The organism is Acetomicrobium mobile, from assembly GCF_937920065.1.
Genome location: NZ_CALETC010000169.1, coordinates 1 through 21,617, shown reverse-complemented (window position 1 = coordinate 21,617; position 21,617 = coordinate 1). Strand labels below are relative to the sequence as shown.

Here is a 21,617-nt window from a genome sequence, read left to right as displayed (position 1 = left end):
CCTCGGCTTTGGTTTACGTGACCGCGAATCCCGTCGCTTATTATAAAAATAACGCCAATTAGCCCTTTTAATCTTTCTAACTCAGCCATTTAAAGACGCATTCACCTCAACTGCTGCCTGCAAACTGTTTTTTGAATTATTTATTAAGTTTCTCTGAAGATTGTTTCTTTTCTGTCAGGTCCAACGCCCAAGATGATCACAGGTACACCCGTTTGGTCTTCTATGAACTTCACGTAATCGCGCGCACCCTGCGGCAGATCCTCTACGGTCTCTACCTCGCTCATGTCTTGAGAAAAACCCTTAAAGGTCTTGTAAACCGGCTTTGCAGCAGACAGAATGTGCGTGTCGACCGGATATTCTTCGGACCTTTTTTCCTCGCAATCGTAGGCAACGCAGACTTTAATCTCTTCCAATCCCGAAAGGACATCCAGCTTGGTGATGGCCAGATGGGTCGTACCGTTAATCCTGGCGGCGTATTTAAGGGCCACCAGGTCAAGCCAACCGCACCTCCTGGGACGTCCGGTCGCGGCGCAATACTCGCGTCCCTTTTCCCTCAAATATTGACCTTTTTCTCCCAGGTCCTCCGTAGGAAGAGGCCCTTCGCCAACCCTGGTGCAGTAAGCTTTGGCTACGCCTATGATCCTGTCTATGTTTTTAGGGCCTACACCCGTTCCGGTGCACACTCCCCCGCAAGTGGGGTTTGAGCTGGTGACATAAGGATAGGTCCCGTGATCTACATCCAGCATTGTCCCTTGAGCTCCCTCAAATAAGACGCTTTTGCCTTCGTTTAAGGCCTGCGCAACGACCTTCGAGCAGTCGCCGACGTAAAGGGATAATCTATCCTTCCATTCCATGGCTTTATCGTAAAGGGCATCGAAGGAAATCGGCTTTTCGTCGTATATCCTGGTAATTATCTGGTTTTTAAGCCCCAAAATATAATCTAGTTTATCTCGTAGCATTTCCGGGTGCATGAGGTCGCAAACCCTGATGCCCGTCCTGCCGAACTTATCCACGTAACAAGGGCCTATCCCCTGTTCCGTGGTACCTTGGCGTCTTTTGAGCCCTTTGCTTTCTTCAAACTGATCTAAAATTTTATGATAGGGCATGACCACGTGAGCAGAACCGCTCACTATGAGTCTTGCTCTGTCCATACCCTGAGAGGACAATTCATCAAGTTCTTCGAACAGGCGATCGGGGTCAAGTGCCACGCCGTTTCCAACTACGCAGGTCTTTCCGGAATAAAGCATCCCCGAAGGCAGGATGTGAAAGATGTACTTTTTGCCCTCGACGATGACCGTATGTCCAGAGTTTGCACCACCCTGATAACGGACGATCACATCGGATTTTGGCGTTATGGCGTCTGCAACTCGGCCTTTTCCTTCGTCTCCCCACTGCATTCCGACGATAACTTCAGCTTTGCCCTTCATCATGTACATCCACTTCCCCCTCGATAAAAAGCCGCGGTTTTACTCACCTGGAAGCCGACAAAAGACACGCAAGTTCTTCTAGGGTCACAAATTTCACGCCGGCATCGGGACTGGATGCCAACTGGTTTAAAAAAACTAAAGTCGCGGGTCGTACATGACATATAGCGACGATGTACCCTCGTCTTTTGGCAAGCCCTGCGGCTCGCCTAAGCTGAGACCACATGAAATTAACGTCGTCCAAATGATCTATGAAGGCGCCGTTTTCGAGTGCAAGAAGTCCTGCCCTTTTGGCCTCAAACGCTGCCACGGATGAAGCAGCGGTCCTACTGTCCAAAAATATGGATAATCCAGTTTCTTTTAATCCCTCCATCGCAGCGCGCATAACCCTCATGTCCGAGGTCGCAGCAGAACCGCGGTGATTGTTCGCACCTATCGCACCCGGAAGCGATTCGATGGCTCTTTTAACGTTTCTTTTTATCTCTTCATCGCCCATGGAAAGGCCCACTAGATAGGCACCGCCATCTTTGTCTCCGAAGGCCTGCATGGGAATATGAACGAGGAAGGGAATCCCCTTTTCTTTAGCAAGATCTGCCGTCTGCCTGCTTGCGCTTTGAAAGGGTATGATGGCCCATGTCAACGGAAGATCTATCCTTGAAAGCTCCTTAGCCCTCGCATAAGAAAACCCTAGGTCATCGACTACTATGGCCACGTAGGGCCCCTTTTCCAAAGCAGGTCTTAAATCGTCAGTCAAATTTAAGTTTGGTTCTCTATTTGAATTTAACTCCCCCTGATCCGAATTCAAGTGCTTCGAATTGCTTGCTTCGTCTTCTGAAATAACCCCGGTACCGGTTTCTCCCTTGGCAAGGACCGTTTCGACTTGAGCCTCGATTGAAACATCTCTCTTTAAAGCACTAAAAATCAAGCCCAGTCCGAGGCCTGTCAGGAACAAAATTATCGCCCATTTATATTTATCACTTAGCCTCTTCATAACACGCCCGCGTCACTTTCATAGTAGTTTAAAAAACAGCTACAACTTGGCTCCTCTACCTACCTGTAGGGCCTATTTGGCCACCTTAGCCGGCACTTTGACCAAGAGGGCTTCAACCTCTTTTGTGGCACGTTTCAACTGTTCATCATCATCCAACTTTCCCGTGTACTTACCTTCGACCACGATATCGGGTTCAACGCCAACACCATCTATCATGACACCCGAAGGCGTGTAGTACTTGGCGATCGTCACAAACAAACCCGAACCGTCGGGAAGCCTGAAAAGCGTCTGAACCGAACCCTTGCCGAAGCTTTTTTCTCCCACCAAGACGGCTCTTTCCCTGTCTTTGAGCGCACCTGCAACGATCTCTGAGGCACTTGCACTTCCTTCATTTATCAAAACGGCCATGGGCCCGTCAAAGGCCGTCCCGGGCTTTGCGGTAAAGATCTCGTTGGCCTTGTCAACCCTACCGCGTATACTCACGATTTCGCCCCCGTCTAAAAAGTAGTCAGCTACGGCAACGGAGGCATCGAGCAAGCCGCCGGGGTTGTTTCGCAAGTCAAGCACCAAACCCCTTGCTTTCGTTTCGCCTGCTACCTTTAAGGCGCTCAACATTTCTTCCGCCGTCTTTTGAGTAAAATGCTTTATCCTGATGTAAGCAATGTCATTCGTCAATCGCTTTTGACTGACCGATTCGATCTTAATGAGCTCCCTTGTTATGTCGAATCGGAGAAGTTCATCGTGACCTTCACGCCTAACCCAAACGGTAACATTCGTCCCAGGCTCCCCGCGCAGCATTTTGACCACGTCATTTATGTTCCAGCCCAACACGACTTCATCGTTGACTTTGACTATTTCATCCATGGGCTCCAAACCCACTTCGTGAGCGGGAGTCCCCTCAATGGGACTTATCACCAAGATCTTACCGTCTCTACTGCCTATGTATATACCAAGCCCGCCGTATTCTCCTTCTATGTCTATTTCTTCTTGTTTTAACTCGTCAGGATCCACAAACCTGCTGTAGGGATCGCCCCAGGCGGCCACCATTCCCTTCATGGCGCCGTAAAAAAGCTCTTCGTCGCTTTTTTGCTCATCGTCATTTACATGATAGGTCTCAAGTATTGACCTTGTCTGCTTCATCATCCACACGTATTGAGCATCGAAGGGCAAAATATCCTTGAGCTGAAACTCACCGCTTGCACGAGCGGCTAAAAGCCCTCCTGCAAGAAGCGCCACGAGGGCAAGCATGCCGAAAATCAGGCGCTTATTTCTTTCGACGAACCCTCTCACCTAAATCACTCGCTTTCCAAGGAAGCTTTCAATCTGGACTGACAAATTTATCAAGCTAAACCAAAGCGTCGATTCATGCATCGAATAAAACTTCTAAAGTCTGCTTGACCTACGCCCCCCTTTTGCTTATTTATCTTGGCAGGTATTTAAGCGGATCGACGGCGTTCGCGTTTATGCGAACCTCAAAGTGCAGATGCGGCCCCGTGGCAACACCGGTATTTCCTACCCGTCCTATTATGCTGCCTTGATTTACCACCTGGCCTTCCCTGACACTTATGGCAGACAAATGGGCGTATACCGTCGTCATGTCTCCACCGTGATCAATTATTACAACCTGTCCGTAACCTTTAAGCCAGCCGGTAAAAAGCACTTCTCCCCTCGCAGCTGCCTTGACAGGGGTCCCGTGAGCGACATCGATATCGATCCCCGTATGAACTGTCTTGGTCTTAAAGACCGGATGCACCCTCGTTCCAAAATTGCTTATTACGGTACCGTTCACGGGCCAGAGAAGCTTACCCTTGGGCGCCGTAAGTACCGGCCTTTGGCTGCTGGATGCGGTTGCTCTTCTTCTTTTTTCGGCAAGAAGGGATTTGATCTTATCCTGAAGCTCCTTTTGCGAGGCCGCAAATTCGGCCACCGCCTTTTCATGCAAACTTTTTTGGCGTCTTATCTCAGAAAGTAATTTTTTTTGCTCATCTTGAGCTTGAAGCAGTTTTTTTCGCTCCGACTCTAAGGTCTTTTTGTTGGCCAAAAGGTCGTTTTTTTGCCTTTGAAGCTCCTCTTTTGACGCCTCAAGGGATCGTTTTCTCTCTCTTACCTCCACTATTAATTCGCCGTCAGCCTTGGCAACTCTGCCAAGCAAATAAGAGATGCTCATGGCTTCCTGCACGTTTCGAGCCGAGAAAAGAAGTTTATATTGGCTAACTGAGCCATACTTGTACAGAGAAACCACCCTATTGCTCAAGGCACTTTTTGCCTTTACAAGGAGCGCTTCTTCTTCTTTGATCTTTTGCGTTAACTCTTTGATCCGAGCGTTTAGCTTCTTTTCCTTCAGTTCCAAGACCTTGACATTTTGCCTTGTCAATTCTTCCTTTTGATTTATCTCCTCAAGTTCTGACAGCAAGCTTTTTTCCTTTTTTCCGTAAGAAGCGGCTTCCTTTTTGTGTTGGGTGATCTTCGTTTGAATGTATTCAAGCCTTTGTTGTTCCCGCTTTATTTGGTTTTCCAAGTCGTCAGCAAAAGAAGGTATCTCCAAGACGAAAAGTCCGGCTAGGATAAAAAAAATAAAAACATGCCACAAACTCAAACCTTTCCGGCTATGAGTCAGTTTTTCGCGAAAATGCTCTGCCTTACTCACGAGCTTCACCTCCCCCATCGGGGTCATCGCGGCTTCAATGATCTGCGGATGTGCTTATGGACGGCCAACCAACTGCATATCCAGCCTAAAGCCACTCCACCTCCCACTAACAGGCAAAAAAGCCAAAGCGTAATCTCCGGTGAATCCAACATGTTAAAAAAGGGAAGTACCCTGGACAAAACCTCGAGAAGTCGTCGATAGGCCCTCACCAAGAAAAATAGGGCCATGAGAGCTCCCATGCCTCCCAATACGACACCTTGCAATAGAAAGGGCAACGATACATAGTTTGGTGTCGCTCCTACCAAAAGCATGACGCCAATTTCCTCGCGCCTGGAATACAAGGCTATCCTTATGGTGTTCATCATGACGACAAGGCTCGTTATGATGGCAACCAAAAATATCGCCATGGCAAATCTGTTTAAAAAGTAAGCCAAAGAGGCCAGACGTTCGGCAACCTCTCCGGCATAAATCACGTCGTCTACCTCCGGAAAGGCATCAATTTCATTGGCCACCAGGTTGAGATTTTCTGCCTTGTCTACTGTTACTATAACACTTGGAGGAAGCGGATTGTCACCTAAAAGCGAAATGATTTGGTCTCCCTGTCCGATTTTCTCGTCAAGCCGTTTTAAAGCTTCTTCGGGCGAGATGTAGCGCACGTTTGTAATTTGAGGCATGTTTTTCAACCTGCCCATGACAGATTCGACTGCATTTTGATCTTTTAGGTAAGCTTCAATCGTGAGGTCGCTTTCGATCTGGAAGGCCAGGGCGGTAACGTTGATGGAAAGCAAAATACTCATTCCCACGGCCAAAAATACGGCCACTATGGTGAGGAGGGTCAAAAAGACGACGGTAAAATGACGCGTAAGCTGCCTTATCGTATCCCTTATGACGTATTTAAAGGTCGCCATAAAGCTGCACCTCTCCCTTGGGTTCGTCTCTAACGATGCGCCCATGGCCTAATTCGATCACCCTCGCCCTAAAGGCATCCACGATATATTGATTATGCGTGGCCATGAGCACCGTCGTGCCGGAAGCGTTTATGGAAAAAAGGATCTCCATTATGGATTCGGCCGTTTCCATGTCCACATTCCCAGTCGGCTCATCGGCGATGAGCAGAGACGGCATGTTGACTATGGCTCTTGCTATCGCGAGTCTTTGCTGCTCTCCCCCAGACATCTGTTCAGGATATAAAAATCGTCTCCTCCACAAGCCCAGCATGGACAACACTGCCTTTACTCTTTCTTGCACTTGCCTTTTAGGCATCCCTATAGATTCCAGGACAAAAGCCACGTTTTCTGCAGCGCTAAGGTGTGATAAGAGTTTGAAGTCCTGGAAAACAACGCCTATTTGTCTTCGAAAGTAAGGAAGTTGTCCCAACCTTAACTTCCTTAAGTTATAATTGCCCACCATTACCTGACCCGACGAAGGAACCAACTCCCTGTTTATCAGGCGAAGGAGCGTGGTTTTGCCTGAGCCGGTATGCCCTATAAAGTATACAAACTCTCCCTTTTTTATGTAAAGATATATGTCTTCCAGGGCAACAATGTCGGGGTCGAAGATCTTGGATACTCCGGCCATCCTTATCTCCATCCGCTCACCGCCTTCTCGTAGTCCAGACCTGAGCGACCGCGCCCACTATCTCACGATATTTAAGGGAATAGTATTCCTGGAGCTCGGCAGGCGTACCGCTTTCGCCAAAGCGGTCTTTCACGGCAACGAATCTCAAGGGCACAGGATAGTTGATGCCTAAACTTTCCGCCACAGCACCGCAAAGTCCACCCATGCCGTTATGCTCTTCTGCAACAACGCAGCAGCCCGTTCTTCTCACCGACGATTGAATCAGCTCCTCAGGCAATGGTTTTACACTGTAGCAATCAATGATTTCTGCTTCGATGCCTTGACGGGCCAGTATATCGGCCGCCCTTAAGGCCTCAAACAACATGATACCACAAGCCACTATGCTGACATCGCTTCCTTCCCTGATTATCCTCCCGCCACCTATATGAAACTCGTCCCAGGGAGAATAAAAAAGAGGAACCTCAGGTCGTCCCAGCCTGATGTAAAGCGGTTTGTCATTCTTGTAAGACGAAACAATCATATTTCGAGCCGACCAGTAATCAGCTGGCACGAATATGTTCATGTTTGGCAGCACTCGCATGAGGGCAAGGTCTTCGAGCATCTGATGTGTGCTGCCGTCTTCTCCCACGGTGATGCCCGCGTGGGTCGCCACAAGTTTCACGTCAAGATTGGGCATGGCCACACAGCACCTTATCTGATCATAAGCCCTACCGATCAAAAAAGAAGAAAAAGCCACAGCGTAGGGCTTTTTACCGGCCAAGGCCATGCCGGAGGCGACTTCGACCATGTTTTGTTCTGCTATACCTACGTTATAGTATCTGTCCGGAAATTCATCCGCGAAGGCTTTGACGTAGGTTGAAGAAGCAACATCAGCATCAATCACGATGATATTTTCATTTAATCTCCCAAGCTCCGTCAAGCCGTCCCCCAAAGCTTCGCGCGTGCTCCTTTTTTCCATCGTCATCGCTCTTCCTCGCTCAAGGCTGCCGACTCCTTGCTGAGTTCGTCCAACAACAAAGTTACCTGGTTCCGCGATAAACTTGCCTTTACAGGCATCTCGCCGTTTTCGGCCAAAGTTATTCCCCTGCCCCATTTAGTGTGCGCTATTATGGCCTTAGGAAAGCCCTTTTCCTGAGCAGCTTTGGCGAACGTCTCGCATATGGAAGGAAAATCATGACCGCAGGTCTCAAGACAAAACAGGCCAAAGGCCTCGAACTTTTCCTTCAAAGGTTCCAAGGCCTTTATCGTTTCGGTCTCCCCTTCCATCTGCAGGCCGTTGCGATCAACGATGACATAGAGGTTGTCCAGCTTCCAATGAGAAGCCGTCATCAATGCCTCCCAACAAGAGCCTTCCTGAAGCTCGCCGTCTCCCACCAGACAAAAAACCCTGCTTTCGGGAAAGTCAGTTTTTAACGCCATGGCCATCCCGCAAGATATGCCAATGCCCATGCCAAGAGATCCTGAAGGAGCATCTATGCCTAGGGCATTTGTGTAAAGCGGGTGTCCTTGAAGCAAGGATCCGAGCTTTCTGTAGTTCCAAAGTTCTTGTCTCTCAAAATATCCCCTGCGGGCCAAAACTGCGTAAAGGCTCGGACAGGCATGCCCTTTACTCAATACGAACCTATCCCTTTCTTGCCACCCCGGCAGTTGGGGGTTTACCCTCATGAGATGAAAATAAAGGTAGACGATTATATCCACGCAGGAAAAAGCGGACCCGAGGTGGCCGGAATCAGCCATGGATATCATGCGCAATACGTCTTTTCTTACCTCTACGGCTATACGGCGCAATTTTAGTTCAAGCTCACGCTGCAAAATTTCTCATCTCCCAATGTCGTCCTTAATGCGAGAAAAAAAGCCTCTTGCAAAGTCTTTCTCGCAGTAGCTATTTCTTCGGGCTTAGCCTTTCTAATTCCCGTGATCTTACGATCTAAATCTCCCTCGCCCTCCCACAAAGGTATATTCCACTTCGAGGCAAAAGACCTCACTTTTGGGTCATAAGGGACGGCGATGACAGGAACCTGGTTCATCAAAGCCAATATACAAAAATGAAGGCGCATGCCGACCGCTGCCGTCGCTCCTTCAAAGGCAAGTATCGCGTCTTTTAGGTCTTTTGGCACAACCACGTCATCGAATTTGACGAAGCTTTCCAGACGCTTTAATTCTAGCAGGTCTTCCTCGGACATGCATATCGCCCTAAGATCGTATTCATGCATCTTAGCAAATAATTCCACATTTTGCACCAGCAATTTGGACATGCCCTTGTCGTCTCGCGTTGGCCTTACGTTAAAGACCAAAGTTTTTTTAAAAACTTCTTTGTCGGGTTTATCGAATTTTAGATAAAATACGGGGTCAGGCGCTATTTTTGAATCAAGCCCCAGGGAAGCCAAAAGTTTTTTTGAAGCTTCGTCCCTTACGAACCTGACGCGACAGCGTCTCAGGGCATCTCTGGCTAGTATCCTTGCCGCTTTCGAATTCAGCGGCCCTACCGACTGCCCAAAGGCCCACGGCACGACGCCCGCCACTTGAGCCAAGAGCACGACTCCCCAGTAATAAAGAGATGACCTGAGGCTCGTCGAGTCTTGAAAAAGCCCGCCGCCACCCAAAAGAAAGCTTCTACTTTGCCTTAAGGCATTTAAAACCTCGAGGATATTCCATCTGTTAACTGAGGCTACGCCGAAGCGAGACTTCGTTTTTCGAGGATCCGATGAAAGTACACAAATGCGATCTTTTTTTAAACCCGCCTCAAGGGCCATCTCAATCAGGGCAAGACAAATCAGCTCGTCTCCCAAATTGTCGAAACCGTAATATCCACATATGACAAGATCATATTTCCTCGCCACAAAAAAGTAACCTCCTGAAGGCCTTGACCTTTAGGGCCAAGAAAAACGCGACCACGAGTACGAGGCCGAAAAACGATCCTACCCAAAGGCCATTAAAAACTCTCCAGCATATGAAATATATCCTGGTATGGAAATGACAGAAGCTGTTTACGGCGGAGGCAAATGCCAGGGAAGATGCCATCCTGGCCAGCAAACAAAGCTGTGACCCAAATCGCGTAAAAGAGGCTTTGGACTTCGTCATCCCCATGGCAAGCGCGAGCCAAAGAGCAGGATAACCGATAAATATTTCCTTATTTCGCGGCCTTGCCACCAGGTAGCGTTCAAAGGCGTCTCGCAAGGCCACCTCCCATTTTGGCACGAAGGGAACGTTTCCGCTTCTGAGCAAAACTACGGCTGCCGCCAAAACCAGGACGAACAAAATCAATAGCTCTCCCCATATGGGAGGACGCTTTAAAACTTCGCCCACCTTTTCCGGGTAACGTCGCCTTGTCATATCGTGCAGCAATACGAGCAGAGGCGGAAGTGCCAACGTTGCCTTTACGCCGGAGAAGGTCAAAAGACGCATCATGTAAAGGGGGGTACCGAAAAAAGAAGACAAGGCAAACCCCACGGCAAGCACCGTACACATACCCTTTAGCAATCCGTACAAGGGTTTTTTGGCCTCAAGTACTGCAAGAGTAGCAGCAAAAGCCCCAAAGGAGGCAAGAAAAGCTCCCATGATCTTTGCAGCTATGCCAAGATAGTTGGACCCAAGAGCCAGTGCGGCAACGACAAGGGCAATTCCCAGAAGCCATTTCGTAGATACGAAGACCTTTTCTTCCTCCATAGAAGCTAAAAAGATCAAAAGATAAAGGCTCGCTGTCAAAAAAGAAACGACAGCCCACGAATTGCGCACCCACTCAGGATAGGGTTCGCCGAACTTGAAGACGAACCCGTCCCTTTCAAGCAAACTTCTTAAATAGGCTAAATCTTGCTCGAAGCTTTCGATCCAGGGACCTGACGCGACCTCGTAAGGGCGCAAGAGCAACACCCTGACCGACCTCTCCCTGGCAGCCCTTGCGAATCGCTCGACCAACGTTGGTCGAGACAGGTTTCTGGAGACAATTTCCACCGTGGTAACGCTATGCAAGGGAAGAATATTGGGAAAAGACTTCCAAGAAATTTCATTTTCGCCTATCAGGCGAGCAAATTCCGGCTGCAAAAGTACGGCGCCATATTTATTCATCACTTCCATGATGGGAGAAAAATCGGGATAGCCGAAGACCACTGAACCTTGCGGCAAAATACCCCTGAGTCTCCAAAGGGAGGCAAAAAGCAAATCCAAGCTTTTAGCCGCGTCCTCGGAAGAAATCCCAAAGGTGGGAGAAGGCCTGTAAACTAAGGGAACGTTTAAGTGGGAAAGGCGCCTGCAGGCCACCAGGTCCGGTATGACGCCAACCTCCAAAAGCTCTTTCGGCTCCCTGGGCAAGACGTATATGCTGCCTCCGGAAACAGCGTATGTGGCGCAACCCGGAAAGCGGGCTTTTAGATATTTTTCAAAAAACCAGTCGTCATATTCCTTGGGAATGAAGAGGGCTGCGTTATCAGAAAGACTATCGGAACTTCTTTCGGGAAGAAGGCTTCTTAAAGTGCCCCATAAAACGGGGGAATCACCATCTCGCAAATCTGCTCCCGTTAAGTCCTTGAAGGAAACGGCCGTTATTCCGCCATTAAATAAGCGGCTTAACATTTCTTCAAAGTCAACCCCGGACTGACGCGCCATAGCTTCGACATCCGCGTATTCTACTAGCAGGGTCACGTCTTTTTTCATCGACTCTTCCTTGAATCTGGCAGTTAATCCCAACACTCCGGTTACGATGGTCAACGCCAGCAAGGGCAAGACAAGTTTTTTTAAAAAAGCTCTCACTCGACACACCTCCACTGGTCTTCGAGAGGCCAACCCATTCGTTCCAGCAATTGGGACAATTTCGCCAAGGGAAGGCCAACCACGTTAAAAAAGCAGCCTTCAATCCTTTCAATAAGAAGAGATCCCGCGCCCTGCACTCCATAGGCGCCGGCTTTGTCCATGCCTTCCCTCGTTTCCGCATAAGCCCAAAGGGCTTTGCGGCTCATGTTTCTAAAGGTTACACGCGTTACCTCGTGATCGGTTAGTAATATGCCTTCCTTCATGACGGCCAGCCCCGTATAAACTTCATGAGTGCGACCGTTCAACTTCAGCAACATCCCATAAGCTTCATCCAAGGACGAAGGCTTGCCAAGGACCTGACCGTCAATGCAAACGACCGTATCGGCACCGATTACGTAAAGGTCTGGATAAAGAGGCGCCGCCGATGAGGCTTTTTTGATCGCCAGGCGCTTTACCGCTTCGGCAGGAGAGGGAAAAACCTCGACATCTTCTTCGACGTCAGGAGATAAAAACAATACGTCCCACCCTAAAAGCTCGGTCAGCAACGCCCTACGCCTGGGGCTATTCGAGGCCAAAACAATTCGCACGTCACGTCTCACCTTCAATGGCTCATCCTTTCGCTTAGAAACATAATATCAAAACATTCCAATCACAAAACCTATGCCCGCCGTAAGAAGACAATAGAGGGAAAAGAACCTCCACCTTCCAAAAATCACTATTTTTTTCATGAAACGAAGCGACGCCAGGCCACAAAAAAAGGCCAAAACGCAAGCATAAAACCAGCCGTCGGGCAAGACCGCCTGTTGCTTTACGACCTTCGTGCCCTCGAGCAAAGTTGCTCCCATTATGGCCGGGAGCGAAAGAAGAAAGGAAAAGCGAAAGGCCTCTTCTCTTTTAGCTCCCGTCATCAAGGTAGCCACGATTGTACTGCCCGATCTTGATATTCCGGGCATAACTGCAAATCCCTGGGCCAGACCGGCAATCAGACCGGTCCAAATATTGATGCTTTTATCGCTCAAAGCAATGCGTCCTGCCCAGTTTAAAAGTGAAGCCGTGACGATGAGGCCGCAAGCAACGGCCCAGGGGACGCCAAAAGCCCTGGAAGCTACGCTTTCAATGGGTAAGGCAACTATAGCGGTGACAAATGTCCCAAGTATCACTGCCCAACCGTACTTCCAACCCGAACTTTCTCTTAAGCTTTTATCGGTCAAGCCAAGGAACCATTCCTTCGATAACTCCAGGATATCACGCAAAAAATATACAAAGATTGACATCATGGTGGCAAAATGGAGAAAAACATCGAAGGCCAGGGGAGGGTCATCAAAGCCGAACAGATTTTGTGCCAGGGCGAGATGACCCGAGCTGCTGACCGGCAAAAACTCCGTAACTCCCTGAAGGGCGCCCAGGAACAAAGTGTGAAAAAAGCTCATCTTGCCAGCTCTCCTTGAGCAATCTTTGAAGCATAACCATTACCCTGAACCTCGTTTACCATGACCAAGATCACCGGCGGAGATAGGGAAAATTTTCGAAGCACTTTTCTCACCGCGCTTTTGACTCGCGAAGCTACGTCATCGTCTTTCTTTCCCGCTTTATTTCCCATCCTGAAGGTTTTGACAGCCTTTTCCACAGCCTCCTCGATGTTGCTGTAAAGCTCGTTGGCATCCAGGCGATGCAAAAAGCCTCTGCTTTCTACAGAAACTGGGGCCACCAGGTTGCCGTAAGGGTCATGTGCAATGGAGATGCACACGACGCCGTCCTCAGCAAGATCCTTTCTTTCGCCAAGAAGCCCTCCCTTCAGATCTCCGTAAGTGCGACCGTCCACTATATATGCCCCTACTGGTACTTTTTTCGAGGTCCTGGCTTGCTTTTTGGTTATGCTTAAAACGTCCCCTTTTTCCAGGATGAATACGTTTCTTGCCGGCATTCCCACTTCTTCTGCCAGCTGCTTATGTCTGACCAGGTGCCTGTATTCCCCATGAAGGGGCACGAAGTAAGTAGGATTGACCAGGCTTAACATCATCTTTAATTCCTCGCGCGAGGCGTGCCCAGATACGTGAACATTTTGTTCTGCCTCGTATATTACCTCGCAACCCTGCCTGAAGAGGTCGTTTATCGTTCTGTGAACAAGCCTTTCATTTCCCGGGACGGGAAGGGCGCTTATGACGACCAGGTCCTTTGAGCCAAGTTTAATGTACTTGTGATTGCCACGGCTCATGAGCACTAAACCCGAAAAGGGCTCGCCCTGACTTCCCGTAGTTATGACAACCAGCTTGTTATGCGGAAAATCCTCGATTTGCGAGGGTTGGACGAAAACGTCATCGTCCACGTCCATATATCCCAGCTCCCTGGCGCGAGCGACGTTTGCCACCATGCTTCTTCCTATGAGCACAACTTTGCGGTTAAACCTCGTGGCCGTTTCTATTACTTGCTGAACCCTGTGCAAGTTGCTTGCAAAGGAGGATATTATGATGCGCTTATTTCTGTAAAGCCTGAAGGTCTGCTCCATGGTCTTTCCGACCATGCGCTCCGAAGGAGTAAACCCGTCACGCTCCACGTTTGTCGAATCGGACAACATCAAAAGCACGCCCTCTTTCCCCAAGGTTGCAAGCAGGGCATAATCCGTTGCCCGCCCGTCAATGGGAGTGGGATCGAGCTTAAAATCTCCCGTGTGCAGCACGACCCCGACAGGCGTATATATTGCGTATCCGACACCGTCCGGTATCGAGTGACAGACGGAAAAAGGCCGTACCTTGAAGCACCCGAGTTCTATCTCGTCTCCCGCCACGATTTCGTGGGCTTTGAGCTCGTAGTCTGGCGCTATTTCTTCGAGCTTCCCCTTTATAAGCCCAAGGGTAAGCTTAGTGGCATACACGGGGCAATCCAACTCTGGAAGTATAAAGGGCAAAGCCCCTATGTGGTCATCATGACCGTGAGTTATGATGATTCCTCGGATCTTTTTTTTATTTTCCAAAAGATATGCCGGGTCAGGTATTACAAAATCTATGCCCAGCATCTCCTCATCTGGAAACATCAATCCACAATCGATCACTAACATGTCGTCTCCGTATTCGAGCACGTTCATGTTCTTTCCTATTTCTCCAACACCACCAAGAGGAATGAACCTCAAGGCGGTAGTTCTTCTGCTATTTCGCGAACGCTTCTTGCATTTCGCTGCGTTTCTTTGCACTAACACTTCACCTCCACGTCAAAATGGAGGGGGACCTTTGTCTCCCTCCAAAGCTCACGTAAGTCTACGAATAAGCTTTTAAAACACCTTTCTAATCTGAGTAATCTTTATCATCTTTTTTCCTTCTCCTGCAGGCATCAGGGGCCTTTTCCGGAGTGAACTCGCTCCGTGAATGGTACACTTTGCGCTCGGGCGTGGAATTGTGATCTCTTCGAGAAGAAATTGCCTCAAAGATCAATTCGGCCGTGCCCTCGCTCGCAAAGGCCTTTATGTATTTGGTAGCCCATTCCTCCGTTTCGGCGACAATTTGCTCCTGTATTTCTTCGGGCAACGCCATTATCTGGTCATGGAAGGGCTTGTTCGCCTTCTTGTAATCGCCCGATTTCCTGCTGTAGCCCTGCTCGTCAGCCCAGGCCACGATCTTATTCCACAAATCTATGGGAATGCCTCTTTTTGGGTCCTTGACGTAGGAACCGTCCTTTATCACAGCGTTGCCAGTCTCGGGCTCGATCTCAAGCCCGAAAATTATGTTCTGCCACAAGGTGCCGACGTTTCCCTTGTTTATCCCGTACTTGGGAAACATCGCCGCCTTATCCAAGGGGGTGCCCGATATGCCGTGCTGCGCTATGGAAACCCCGTAACGAGCAATGGCATCGGCAATTTCTTTTGTACGATTCAGGTCAATCCCCTCTATTTGTCCTACCGTTTTGTCATAGGTCCCATGCATGCTCCCGTTGGAAATGGCGAGAAGATCGGGGAAGATGCACCAGGCGTTAAGCCCACCAACGAAGAAGAGCGCCTCTTCAAGGGTGGTCAGATCCCCGGGACCCTTTATTTCACCCACTTCCACTTCCAAGCCCAAGTAGGCGGGAATATGTTGGGCCACATCTCTCGTATACATCAAATTTTCCCAATCGGGATTATGAGAGGCGTCAATTGCCACTGACGTCCAGCCTCGTTCTATTATCTGCCTCAAGTGCGCTATAGCCTTATATACATCAGACATGGATTTTATGGTGTAGTGATCTACATGCAACCCGAAGATCACGCCATGTCCGAGTTCCTTTGAATATTTTACCGCATAATCGGGGACGTTGTCATATGTACAACCGCAATAAGTGGATTCTGACTTGGCAAGTTCTATCAAAACCACCGAGTTGAGCTTCTTCGCGGCCCGAAATACGCCTTTTATCGTCAGGGGATTTCTAGCGTTGGCGGCCAAAACGACGGCACCCTTTTTCCTGGCAGCCTCGATTATATCCCTGCCGCTGACCAGGCCAACGGGTTCATCCCCATATATTGCCTGCACGTTTAGGGGTCTTTTTTTTAGCAGCTCCTTATAGGATAGGCTTTCTACTTTCAACTGAGACACCTCCTGCCGATTTTTCAGACCATGACACAGAATTTAGCATCAAGCTAAAGGTTAAACTTAAGAACAAATAAATTGTAACACGCAAAGCGAAATTAGTCTTAAATATTTTTAAGAAAGCCCTTGCACTGCCGCAAGAGTCATGATAACATAACTTTCGCCGAAAGGCATAGCCCTGGGGGATCGTCTAATCGGCAGGACGCATGACTCTGGATCATGTAGTGGTGGTTCGAGTCCACCTCCCCCAGCCATAAATTTCAAGTTGTGGCCCCATCGTCTAGTGGTCTAGGACTCCGGGTTCTCAGTCCGGCAACAGGGGTTCGAATCCCCTTGGGGCTACCATTTTTTATTGAGGTTTTTCGACCATGGCGAAAAGCTACCTTTCAGTGGGCATAATAGCAATCGTAATAATAATCAGCTTCACCGTGGGGATAGTTGTGGGTTTTTCAGTAAACCTGGGAAACGCCCTTCTCTCCCATCCTGACAGATATAAACTAATCATCAAAGAAGACGACACGATGATGAAGTTTGACTCCTCCTCGGGCAAGTTATGGATATATGACCCTTCACGACGCGACACCGAAGAGGGCCCGTGGATCCCCGTAGATGAAAATTAGTTACGCAATATGACCTCGCCGTGAGGTTGAAGGACCGTCCCCTTTTGGACTGCTATTTTGCCGCCAAGGATCACGTACTCAATTCCCTTCGGGGAAATAAGCGGATCCTTAAAAGTAGCGCAATCTCTGAGTTTTTTGGGATTAAATATGACCAAGTCAGCTTTATATTCCTCTTTTATATTTCCTCTGTCTTCAAAGAAAGAAGCCTTTGCCGGCAAATAGGTGGCTTTGCGTATTGCTTCAGGCCAAGAGAATCCCTCTCTTAAGAGGATTTTAAAGGCCCTCGGGAAAGTGCCACACACGCGCGGATGGCCCTGGCCATTTTTTAAAACCGCATCGGAAGCTATTATGCAATCAGAATGTTTTAAGGCAGCTTTTACCTCTTCGCCGTCCATCACATGAGCTATGATCAGTGTGTCGGGTTCTTCTTTTCTGAGCTTTATATAAAGTTCTTGCGTTAGCTTTTTTCCTCGGTATTTGCCAGAGGCGACTTGCAAGTATGAAAAGCCCTTCTTCCAGCGCTTTTCAAAGCCCGGGTCAAAGACTGCAGAGCCAATCTGGGTGCAGAAAGCCTTATAGGGGTAGGAATCAAAGGTCACATCGACGTATGCCTTGGCTTCTTCTATCAATTTCAATGCCTCCCGGATGCAGCCAAAGGAAGCCATGCTCGCCAAATGGGATATTTGAACCCTGACGCCGCAATCTTTGGCCAAAGATATGGCCTCTTTTACGCCTTCAAGGGATTTTTCACCATCATACCGCATGTGCATGGATACCCATCTTTTATCATATTGCGCTACTACTTTGGCAAGCTTGCACATCTCCTCGTAGCTCGTACCGGGCACGTACTCAAGCCCCAGGGAAAGGCCGAAACTGCCCTTCGATAACTCCTGCTTTAAAATTTCGACCATGGCCTCTATGGACGAAGCGCTCGCGGGCATATAGTGATTGTTCAGGCCGACTTTTTCCCTTAAAACCTGATGCCCCGTGAAAAACCCCAGCCTGAGGTAGCGAGGCCTTTGAAGCAACTCTTCAGATATTATGGGTCCCACTCCGCAGTTTCCCGCTATGGCCGTCGTAACTCCCTGTAAGAGCAAAGCTTTTTCGACCTCGTTTTCGGCCGAGTTCTCGTTGTGCATGTGGGTATCGATGAAACCGGGCGAAACGTAAAGCCCCTTGGCGTCAATTAAGATTTCGACTTCCTCGATGACATCGCTTCCTACGTAAACTATCTTGCCGTCCGCAACTCCGATGTTAGCCTCATAGATCTCGCATTCTTGCGGGTCAATCACGGAACCATTCATGACAAAAAGGTCTAAACTCATTTTATCCTCCCTGCCTTAAACCCCTTCTCCCTTTTAAGGCACGTCAAAGGGTAAGTTATCGCGCAAAAACAGGGGTTATTTAAAAAATGCCCTTATTCGCGAAGCCCTAAGGCTCCACGTAATTTTATGCGATTTAGGATAAAGCCCTGACAAGCCTGTTTATGCCTTCCCGTAAAATCTTTCTGGGACACCCTATGTTCATTCTGACAAAGCCCGCACCGTCGGGTCCAAAGTTCAAACCATCGTTTAAACCAAGTTTCGCTTTTTCTATCAAAAATTTCATTAACTCATCTTGTGATAATCCAAGTTTTCTAAGATCAAGCCACAGAAGGTAGGTTCCTTCGGGACTTATTACGTCCACACCCGCTTTTTGCAGGGCAGAAACTGCAATATCTCTATTTTCTTCCAGGTACAAAATAAGCTCGTCGAGCCAATCCTTTCCATATCGGTAAGCAACCTCAAGCCCAAGTATACCAAAAAGGTCGCCAGAACCAAAATGAAGCCCCTTTAATATCTTTGAAAGTTTTTCCCTCATTTCCGCATTCGGCACTATGGCGTAAGCATTTTTAAATCCGGCGATGTTAAAGGTCTTGCTGGCGGACATAAAAGTCACCGTGTTCATCAGGGACTCTTCGTCCAGCGAGGCAAGGGGGGTATATTTGTGGCCAGGGTATACGAAATCGCAATGAATGTCGTCGGATAAGATCGGGACTCCCGCTTTGAGGCAGGCCCTTGAAAGGGAGAGCAGATCTTCGGCAGTCCAAACGCGTCCCACCGGGTTATGAGGGTTACACAACAAGAAAGCCTTCGCAGAAGGCAACTGCCTTTCAAGCTCACTGAAATCCATGTGCCATTTTTCGCCAAGCTGCAAACGATTGGGAAGAACCTGCCTGTCAAGCGATTCTATCACCTCAAAAAAGGGAGGGTATACCGGCGGCTGGATCATGACGCTGTCGCCCTGGGAGGTAAAAGCCAAGATAGCGGCAGCTATCCCGGGCATGACGCTTGGCACGTCGACGATCCAATCGCCTTTTATTTCCCAGTCGTACCGCTCGCGAACCCAATTTATTATGGCCTCGTAATAGCTTTCCGTCCTTACGGGATATCCGAAGATCCCGTGTTTAGATCTTTCTACGATAAGCTTTATCACTTCTGGAGGCGACTTGAAGTCCATATCGGCCACCCACATTGGCAGGACATCATCTGTTCCAAAATGCTTTTTTAACCCGTCCCACTTTTCGCTGCACGTTCCCTTGCGATCTATGACCTCATCAAAATCATATTTAGCCATGTAAATGCTCCTTCCGGTGAAGTTGGCCAAGCCCGCTCATACGCTTAATCTACAGGCATGGCATGAAATGTCCCTGAAAAACTTAGCTGTCGACAAAAAGGCTTGAAATGGCGGAGACAATTTTTTTAGCCGAGGCTACGTCCCCTTTAGCCTCTTCGTCCGATATGGCAGGCCAGTCGCCAGGGTGCCCCGCCTCCACGGCCCACTCAGAAAATTTCGCAAGCTCACTGTGATCTAAAGATAGTCCTTCACAGGGACAATGCTCCAATATAAGCTTATAGAGGGCGTTAAGATCGTGGCTCCGCGGAAAAGGAATCCCCATTGAAATTAAAAAGGCCTTCAAAGCCCTTTCGGCCCCCATGGCAGACAGCCAGCAGGCATGCCGATTAAAGCCCAGCCCCAAAATTCTTTCGGCGACCTCGACGTCATCTTCCGCGCATTCAAGCCAAATACGGGCTTCTTCTACGTAAGGCTTCATATCCTCGTATAACACCTTGCCCTCCTTTAACATAGAGTACAATAAAGTTCCGGGAACGCTGCCCTTGATCGACAGCTCCTCAGGGGTAGCGACGACCACGTCCTTTCCGCAAAGAAAATCGCTCAACGCCACTCGCATCGCCACCGCCATATCCCTTTTATTAACACCGCGAGGAACAACGACCAAAAAATCCACATCGCTGTCCCAAGTCTGCGTACCCCTGGCAAAAGAACCATACAGTATGATTTTAAGAGGGCTAAACTCTTGTTTGAGCACTTCAACTATTGATTGGATCATTTCATCCATGTTCTCGCCTCTAATTTGATGTCCCTCCCTTTTCAGTCTTTTCCTCCGAAACGTCGACCGGCGCAGCTTCCGATACATAGACCATGTGAGTCGGGTAAGCAAATTCTATGCCCCTCTTTTGGAATTCCTCCAAAATCGCCAGGTTGATTTCTTGCTGAACGTCCATGTAGAGGGCATAGCTCGAGGATAACACGTAATAAACTACTTCAAAGTTCAGGGAAAATTCGCCGTAACTTGCAAAATGGGCCCGATCGAAGCGCGTGTTTTCTATGGAAGTGATGATTTCTTCGACGATGTGGGGAATCTCTTTTAACTTTTCAAGGGGAGTTTGAAGTACAACACCGAAGGAAAAGGCAATCCTTCTTTCGTACATACGTTTGTAGTTCCTAATCCTGCATTTTAAAAGATCGGAGTTTGAAAAAACGAGCTGCTCACCAGTCAAGCTGCGCATCCTGGTGGTCTTTAAGCCTATGTGTTCGACCGTTCCGGAATAGCCATCTATGACGATATAATCGCCCACCAAAAAGGGCTTATCCAATACTATTGACCAGGAGGCAAAAAGATCCTCAAGTATGTTTTGCGCCGCCAAAGCCACTGCGATGCCGCCTATTCCTAAGCCTGCGATCAGGGCCGTAACGTCGATGCCCATATTTTCCAGGGCGATCAGAACAATTATACCCCAAAAAAGGAGCTTTCCCATGAAGCCCAGCGCCGAGAGCATCGTTGCCATTGAGGGATCTTCGTCGGCTTTCTTCTTGATTTTTGTGTCTCGCCAATAGTTTATGGCCTTATCTCCCCACAAGCCAACCTGAAAGAGCAAGAAAAGTATCACCAGAATTGATATAGCTCGCGACAGCCTTACGGGGAGGGTTAAAAGCGATGAACCTATGAGAATGGCGAGCAAAACCAGAAAATAGACGTTTATTTGACGTACTAAATTCAACATTAAACCTAAAACCACGTTGGGCCTGCGAGCATAAAGAATCGAGATGTACTTATCCGCAAGCCTTTTTGCATAATATAAAACACAGAAAGAAATGGCCATGACAACTACTGCGGCAAGCCACGTGCCAAGAGTGTTGCCCCAAATTTGTAGGCTCATAGGCAAAACCTCCTTCAAGTTGCGCCAATTTCAAGTTACGCCAATCTACTTGTCTTAGCTGGCCAGCTATCCGCCGTTTCCTCGGAGTCTCTCTTCCCAGGTGACGATGGAATGATAAAATTCGCGGTCACCATAATCCAGCCCACGGGTTATTTCTGTCACATGGGTGTGTTTTGCATTTACCCTCTCAAGCACGTAATCCACGGCAACCTCCGGAAGAGTTTCGCTGCCGCAGGTATATATATCCAAAGCCACATACCCCAGCTCAGGCCATGTGTGAATTGAAAGGTGAGATTCACTTATGACCACTACTCCGCTTACTCCGTTTGGCGGGAAGCGATGAAAGGAAACTGTCCAAATATGAGCTTTTGCGTGCCTCGCCGCTTCGACAAGTATTTCTTGCATTTTTTCGATTTCCCCTATCACGTCATTACAGCCAGAGGCCTCGACGATAAAATGATGTCCCCTCGGATCCATGCAAAACACCCCCTTTTTATATTTCCTACCCAAACAAGACCAAGCTAAGTTTAATACAAAGGAGCTCATATAAAAAGCC

At 48.5% G+C, this 21,617-nt stretch carries 20 protein-coding genes and 2 tRNA genes; 3 read left to right on the top strand and 19 right to left on the bottom strand.

All coding sequences use genetic code 11. The features are described 5' to 3' along the window. Positions 1 to 143 precede the first annotated feature (143 nt). From Q7P41_RS06260 to Q7P41_RS06195, 14 genes are all read right to left on the bottom strand, one after another. Positions 144 to 1,427 carry an adenylosuccinate synthase gene (locus tag Q7P41_RS06260; protein WP_303882938.1) on the bottom strand — a complete coding sequence of 428 codons (1,284 nt, stop codon included), beginning with the start codon at positions 1,425 to 1,427 and terminating at the stop codon, positions 144 to 146. 43 nt (positions 1,428 to 1,470) lie between these two features. Next, positions 1,471 to 2,415: a divergent polysaccharide deacetylase family protein gene (locus Q7P41_RS06255; protein WP_303882937.1), complete on the bottom strand. Its 945-nt coding sequence runs from the start codon at positions 2,413 to 2,415 to the stop codon at positions 1,471 to 1,473. Positions 2,416 to 2,487: 72 nt separating this feature from the next. Continuing rightward, the gene (locus Q7P41_RS06250) at positions 2,488 to 3,705 is read right to left on the bottom strand and encodes a S41 family peptidase (RefSeq protein WP_303882936.1); all 1,218 of its coding nucleotides are present in this window, start codon (positions 3,703 to 3,705) and stop codon (positions 2,488 to 2,490) included. A gap of 130 nt (positions 3,706 to 3,835) precedes the next feature. Continuing rightward, positions 3,836 to 5,062 (bottom strand): murein hydrolase activator EnvC, encoded by a 1,227-nt coding sequence (locus Q7P41_RS06245; protein WP_303882935.1) that lies wholly within the window; start codon positions 5,060 to 5,062, stop codon positions 3,836 to 3,838. Positions 5,063 to 5,085: 23 nt separating this feature from the next. Next, positions 5,086 to 5,970 (bottom strand): ABC transporter permease, encoded by an 885-nt coding sequence (locus Q7P41_RS06240; RefSeq protein ID WP_303882934.1) that lies wholly within the window; start codon positions 5,968 to 5,970, stop codon positions 5,086 to 5,088. Next, positions 5,957 to 6,652 (bottom strand): cell division ATP-binding protein FtsE, encoded by a 696-nt coding sequence (locus Q7P41_RS06235; protein ID WP_303882933.1) that lies wholly within the window; start codon positions 6,650 to 6,652, stop codon positions 5,957 to 5,959. The genes Q7P41_RS06240 and Q7P41_RS06235 overlap by 14 nt, the downstream gene beginning before the upstream one ends. Positions 6,653 to 6,656: 4 nt before the next feature. After that, positions 6,657 to 7,604, bottom strand: coding sequence for a transketolase family protein (locus Q7P41_RS06230; RefSeq protein WP_303882932.1), 948 nt, complete (start codon positions 7,602 to 7,604; stop codon positions 6,657 to 6,659). After that, positions 7,601 to 8,452, bottom strand: coding sequence for a transketolase (locus tag Q7P41_RS06225; protein ID WP_303882930.1), 852 nt, complete (start codon positions 8,450 to 8,452; stop codon positions 7,601 to 7,603). The genes Q7P41_RS06230 and Q7P41_RS06225 overlap by 4 nt, the downstream gene beginning before the upstream one ends. Beyond that, entirely contained in the window at positions 8,431 to 9,480 is a 1,050-nt protein-coding gene (gene csaB, locus Q7P41_RS06220; protein WP_303882928.1) for a polysaccharide pyruvyl transferase CsaB, read from the bottom strand. The genes Q7P41_RS06225 and csaB overlap by 22 nt, the downstream gene beginning before the upstream one ends. After that, positions 9,464 to 11,386 carry a DUF5693 family protein gene (locus Q7P41_RS06215; RefSeq protein WP_303882927.1) on the bottom strand — a complete coding sequence of 641 codons (1,923 nt, stop codon included), beginning with the start codon at positions 11,384 to 11,386 and terminating at the stop codon, positions 9,464 to 9,466. The genes csaB and Q7P41_RS06215 overlap by 17 nt, the downstream gene beginning before the upstream one ends. Beyond that, a complete protein-coding gene (locus Q7P41_RS06210) occupies positions 11,383 to 11,985 on the bottom strand; it encodes a nucleoside triphosphate pyrophosphatase (RefSeq protein WP_303882926.1) in 603 nt (200 codons plus the stop codon). The genes Q7P41_RS06215 and Q7P41_RS06210 overlap by 4 nt, the downstream gene beginning before the upstream one ends. 36 nt (positions 11,986 to 12,021) lie before the next feature. Then, complete coding sequence (locus tag Q7P41_RS06205) at positions 12,022 to 12,816, bottom strand: undecaprenyl-diphosphate phosphatase (protein WP_303882925.1); 795 nt, start codon at positions 12,814 to 12,816, stop codon at positions 12,022 to 12,024. Further along, complete coding sequence (locus Q7P41_RS06200; protein WP_303882924.1) at positions 12,813 to 14,573, bottom strand: ribonuclease J; 1,761 nt, start codon at positions 14,571 to 14,573, stop codon at positions 12,813 to 12,815. The genes Q7P41_RS06205 and Q7P41_RS06200 overlap by 4 nt, the downstream gene beginning before the upstream one ends. A gap of 91 nt (positions 14,574 to 14,664) precedes the next feature. Further along, positions 14,665 to 15,936: a class II fructose-bisphosphate aldolase gene (locus Q7P41_RS06195; protein WP_303882923.1), complete on the bottom strand. Its 1,272-nt coding sequence runs from the start codon at positions 15,934 to 15,936 to the stop codon at positions 14,665 to 14,667. A gap of 182 nt (positions 15,937 to 16,118) precedes the next feature. Here Q7P41_RS06195 and Q7P41_RS06190 point away from each other — a divergent pair. From Q7P41_RS06190 to Q7P41_RS06180, 3 genes are all read left to right on the top strand, one after another. Further along, a tRNA-Gln gene (locus Q7P41_RS06190) sits at positions 16,119 to 16,193 on the top strand. A 15-nt stretch (positions 16,194 to 16,208) separates the two neighbouring features. Continuing rightward, a tRNA-Glu gene (locus tag Q7P41_RS06185) sits at positions 16,209 to 16,284 on the top strand. 23 nt (positions 16,285 to 16,307) lie between these two features. Continuing rightward, positions 16,308 to 16,559: a hypothetical protein gene (locus Q7P41_RS06180; protein ID WP_303882922.1), complete on the top strand. Its 252-nt coding sequence runs from the start codon at positions 16,308 to 16,310 to the stop codon at positions 16,557 to 16,559. Here the strand turns inward: Q7P41_RS06180 and Q7P41_RS06175 are convergent. From Q7P41_RS06175 to speD, 5 genes are all read right to left on the bottom strand, one after another. After that, a complete protein-coding gene (locus tag Q7P41_RS06175) occupies positions 16,556 to 17,884 on the bottom strand; it encodes an amidohydrolase family protein (protein WP_303882920.1) in 1,329 nt (442 codons plus the stop codon). The two genes, Q7P41_RS06180 and Q7P41_RS06175, sit on opposite strands and share 4 nt — an antisense overlap. A 133-nt stretch (positions 17,885 to 18,017) precedes the next feature. Beyond that, complete coding sequence (locus Q7P41_RS06170) at positions 18,018 to 19,175, bottom strand: MalY/PatB family protein (RefSeq protein ID WP_303882919.1); 1,158 nt, start codon at positions 19,173 to 19,175, stop codon at positions 18,018 to 18,020. Positions 19,176 to 19,257: 82 nt separating this feature from the next. Continuing rightward, a complete protein-coding gene (locus Q7P41_RS06165; protein ID WP_303882918.1) occupies positions 19,258 to 19,959 on the bottom strand; it encodes a nucleotidyltransferase domain-containing protein in 702 nt (233 codons plus the stop codon). 10 nt (positions 19,960 to 19,969) lie between these two features. Continuing rightward, a complete protein-coding gene (locus tag Q7P41_RS06160; RefSeq protein ID WP_303882917.1) occupies positions 19,970 to 21,061 on the bottom strand; it encodes a mechanosensitive ion channel family protein in 1,092 nt (363 codons plus the stop codon). A gap of 66 nt (positions 21,062 to 21,127) precedes the next feature. After that, on the bottom strand, positions 21,128 to 21,538 hold the full coding sequence (gene speD, locus Q7P41_RS06155) for an adenosylmethionine decarboxylase (protein ID WP_303882916.1): 411 nt from the start codon (positions 21,536 to 21,538) through the stop codon (positions 21,128 to 21,130). Positions 21,539 to 21,617 lie beyond the last annotated feature (79 nt).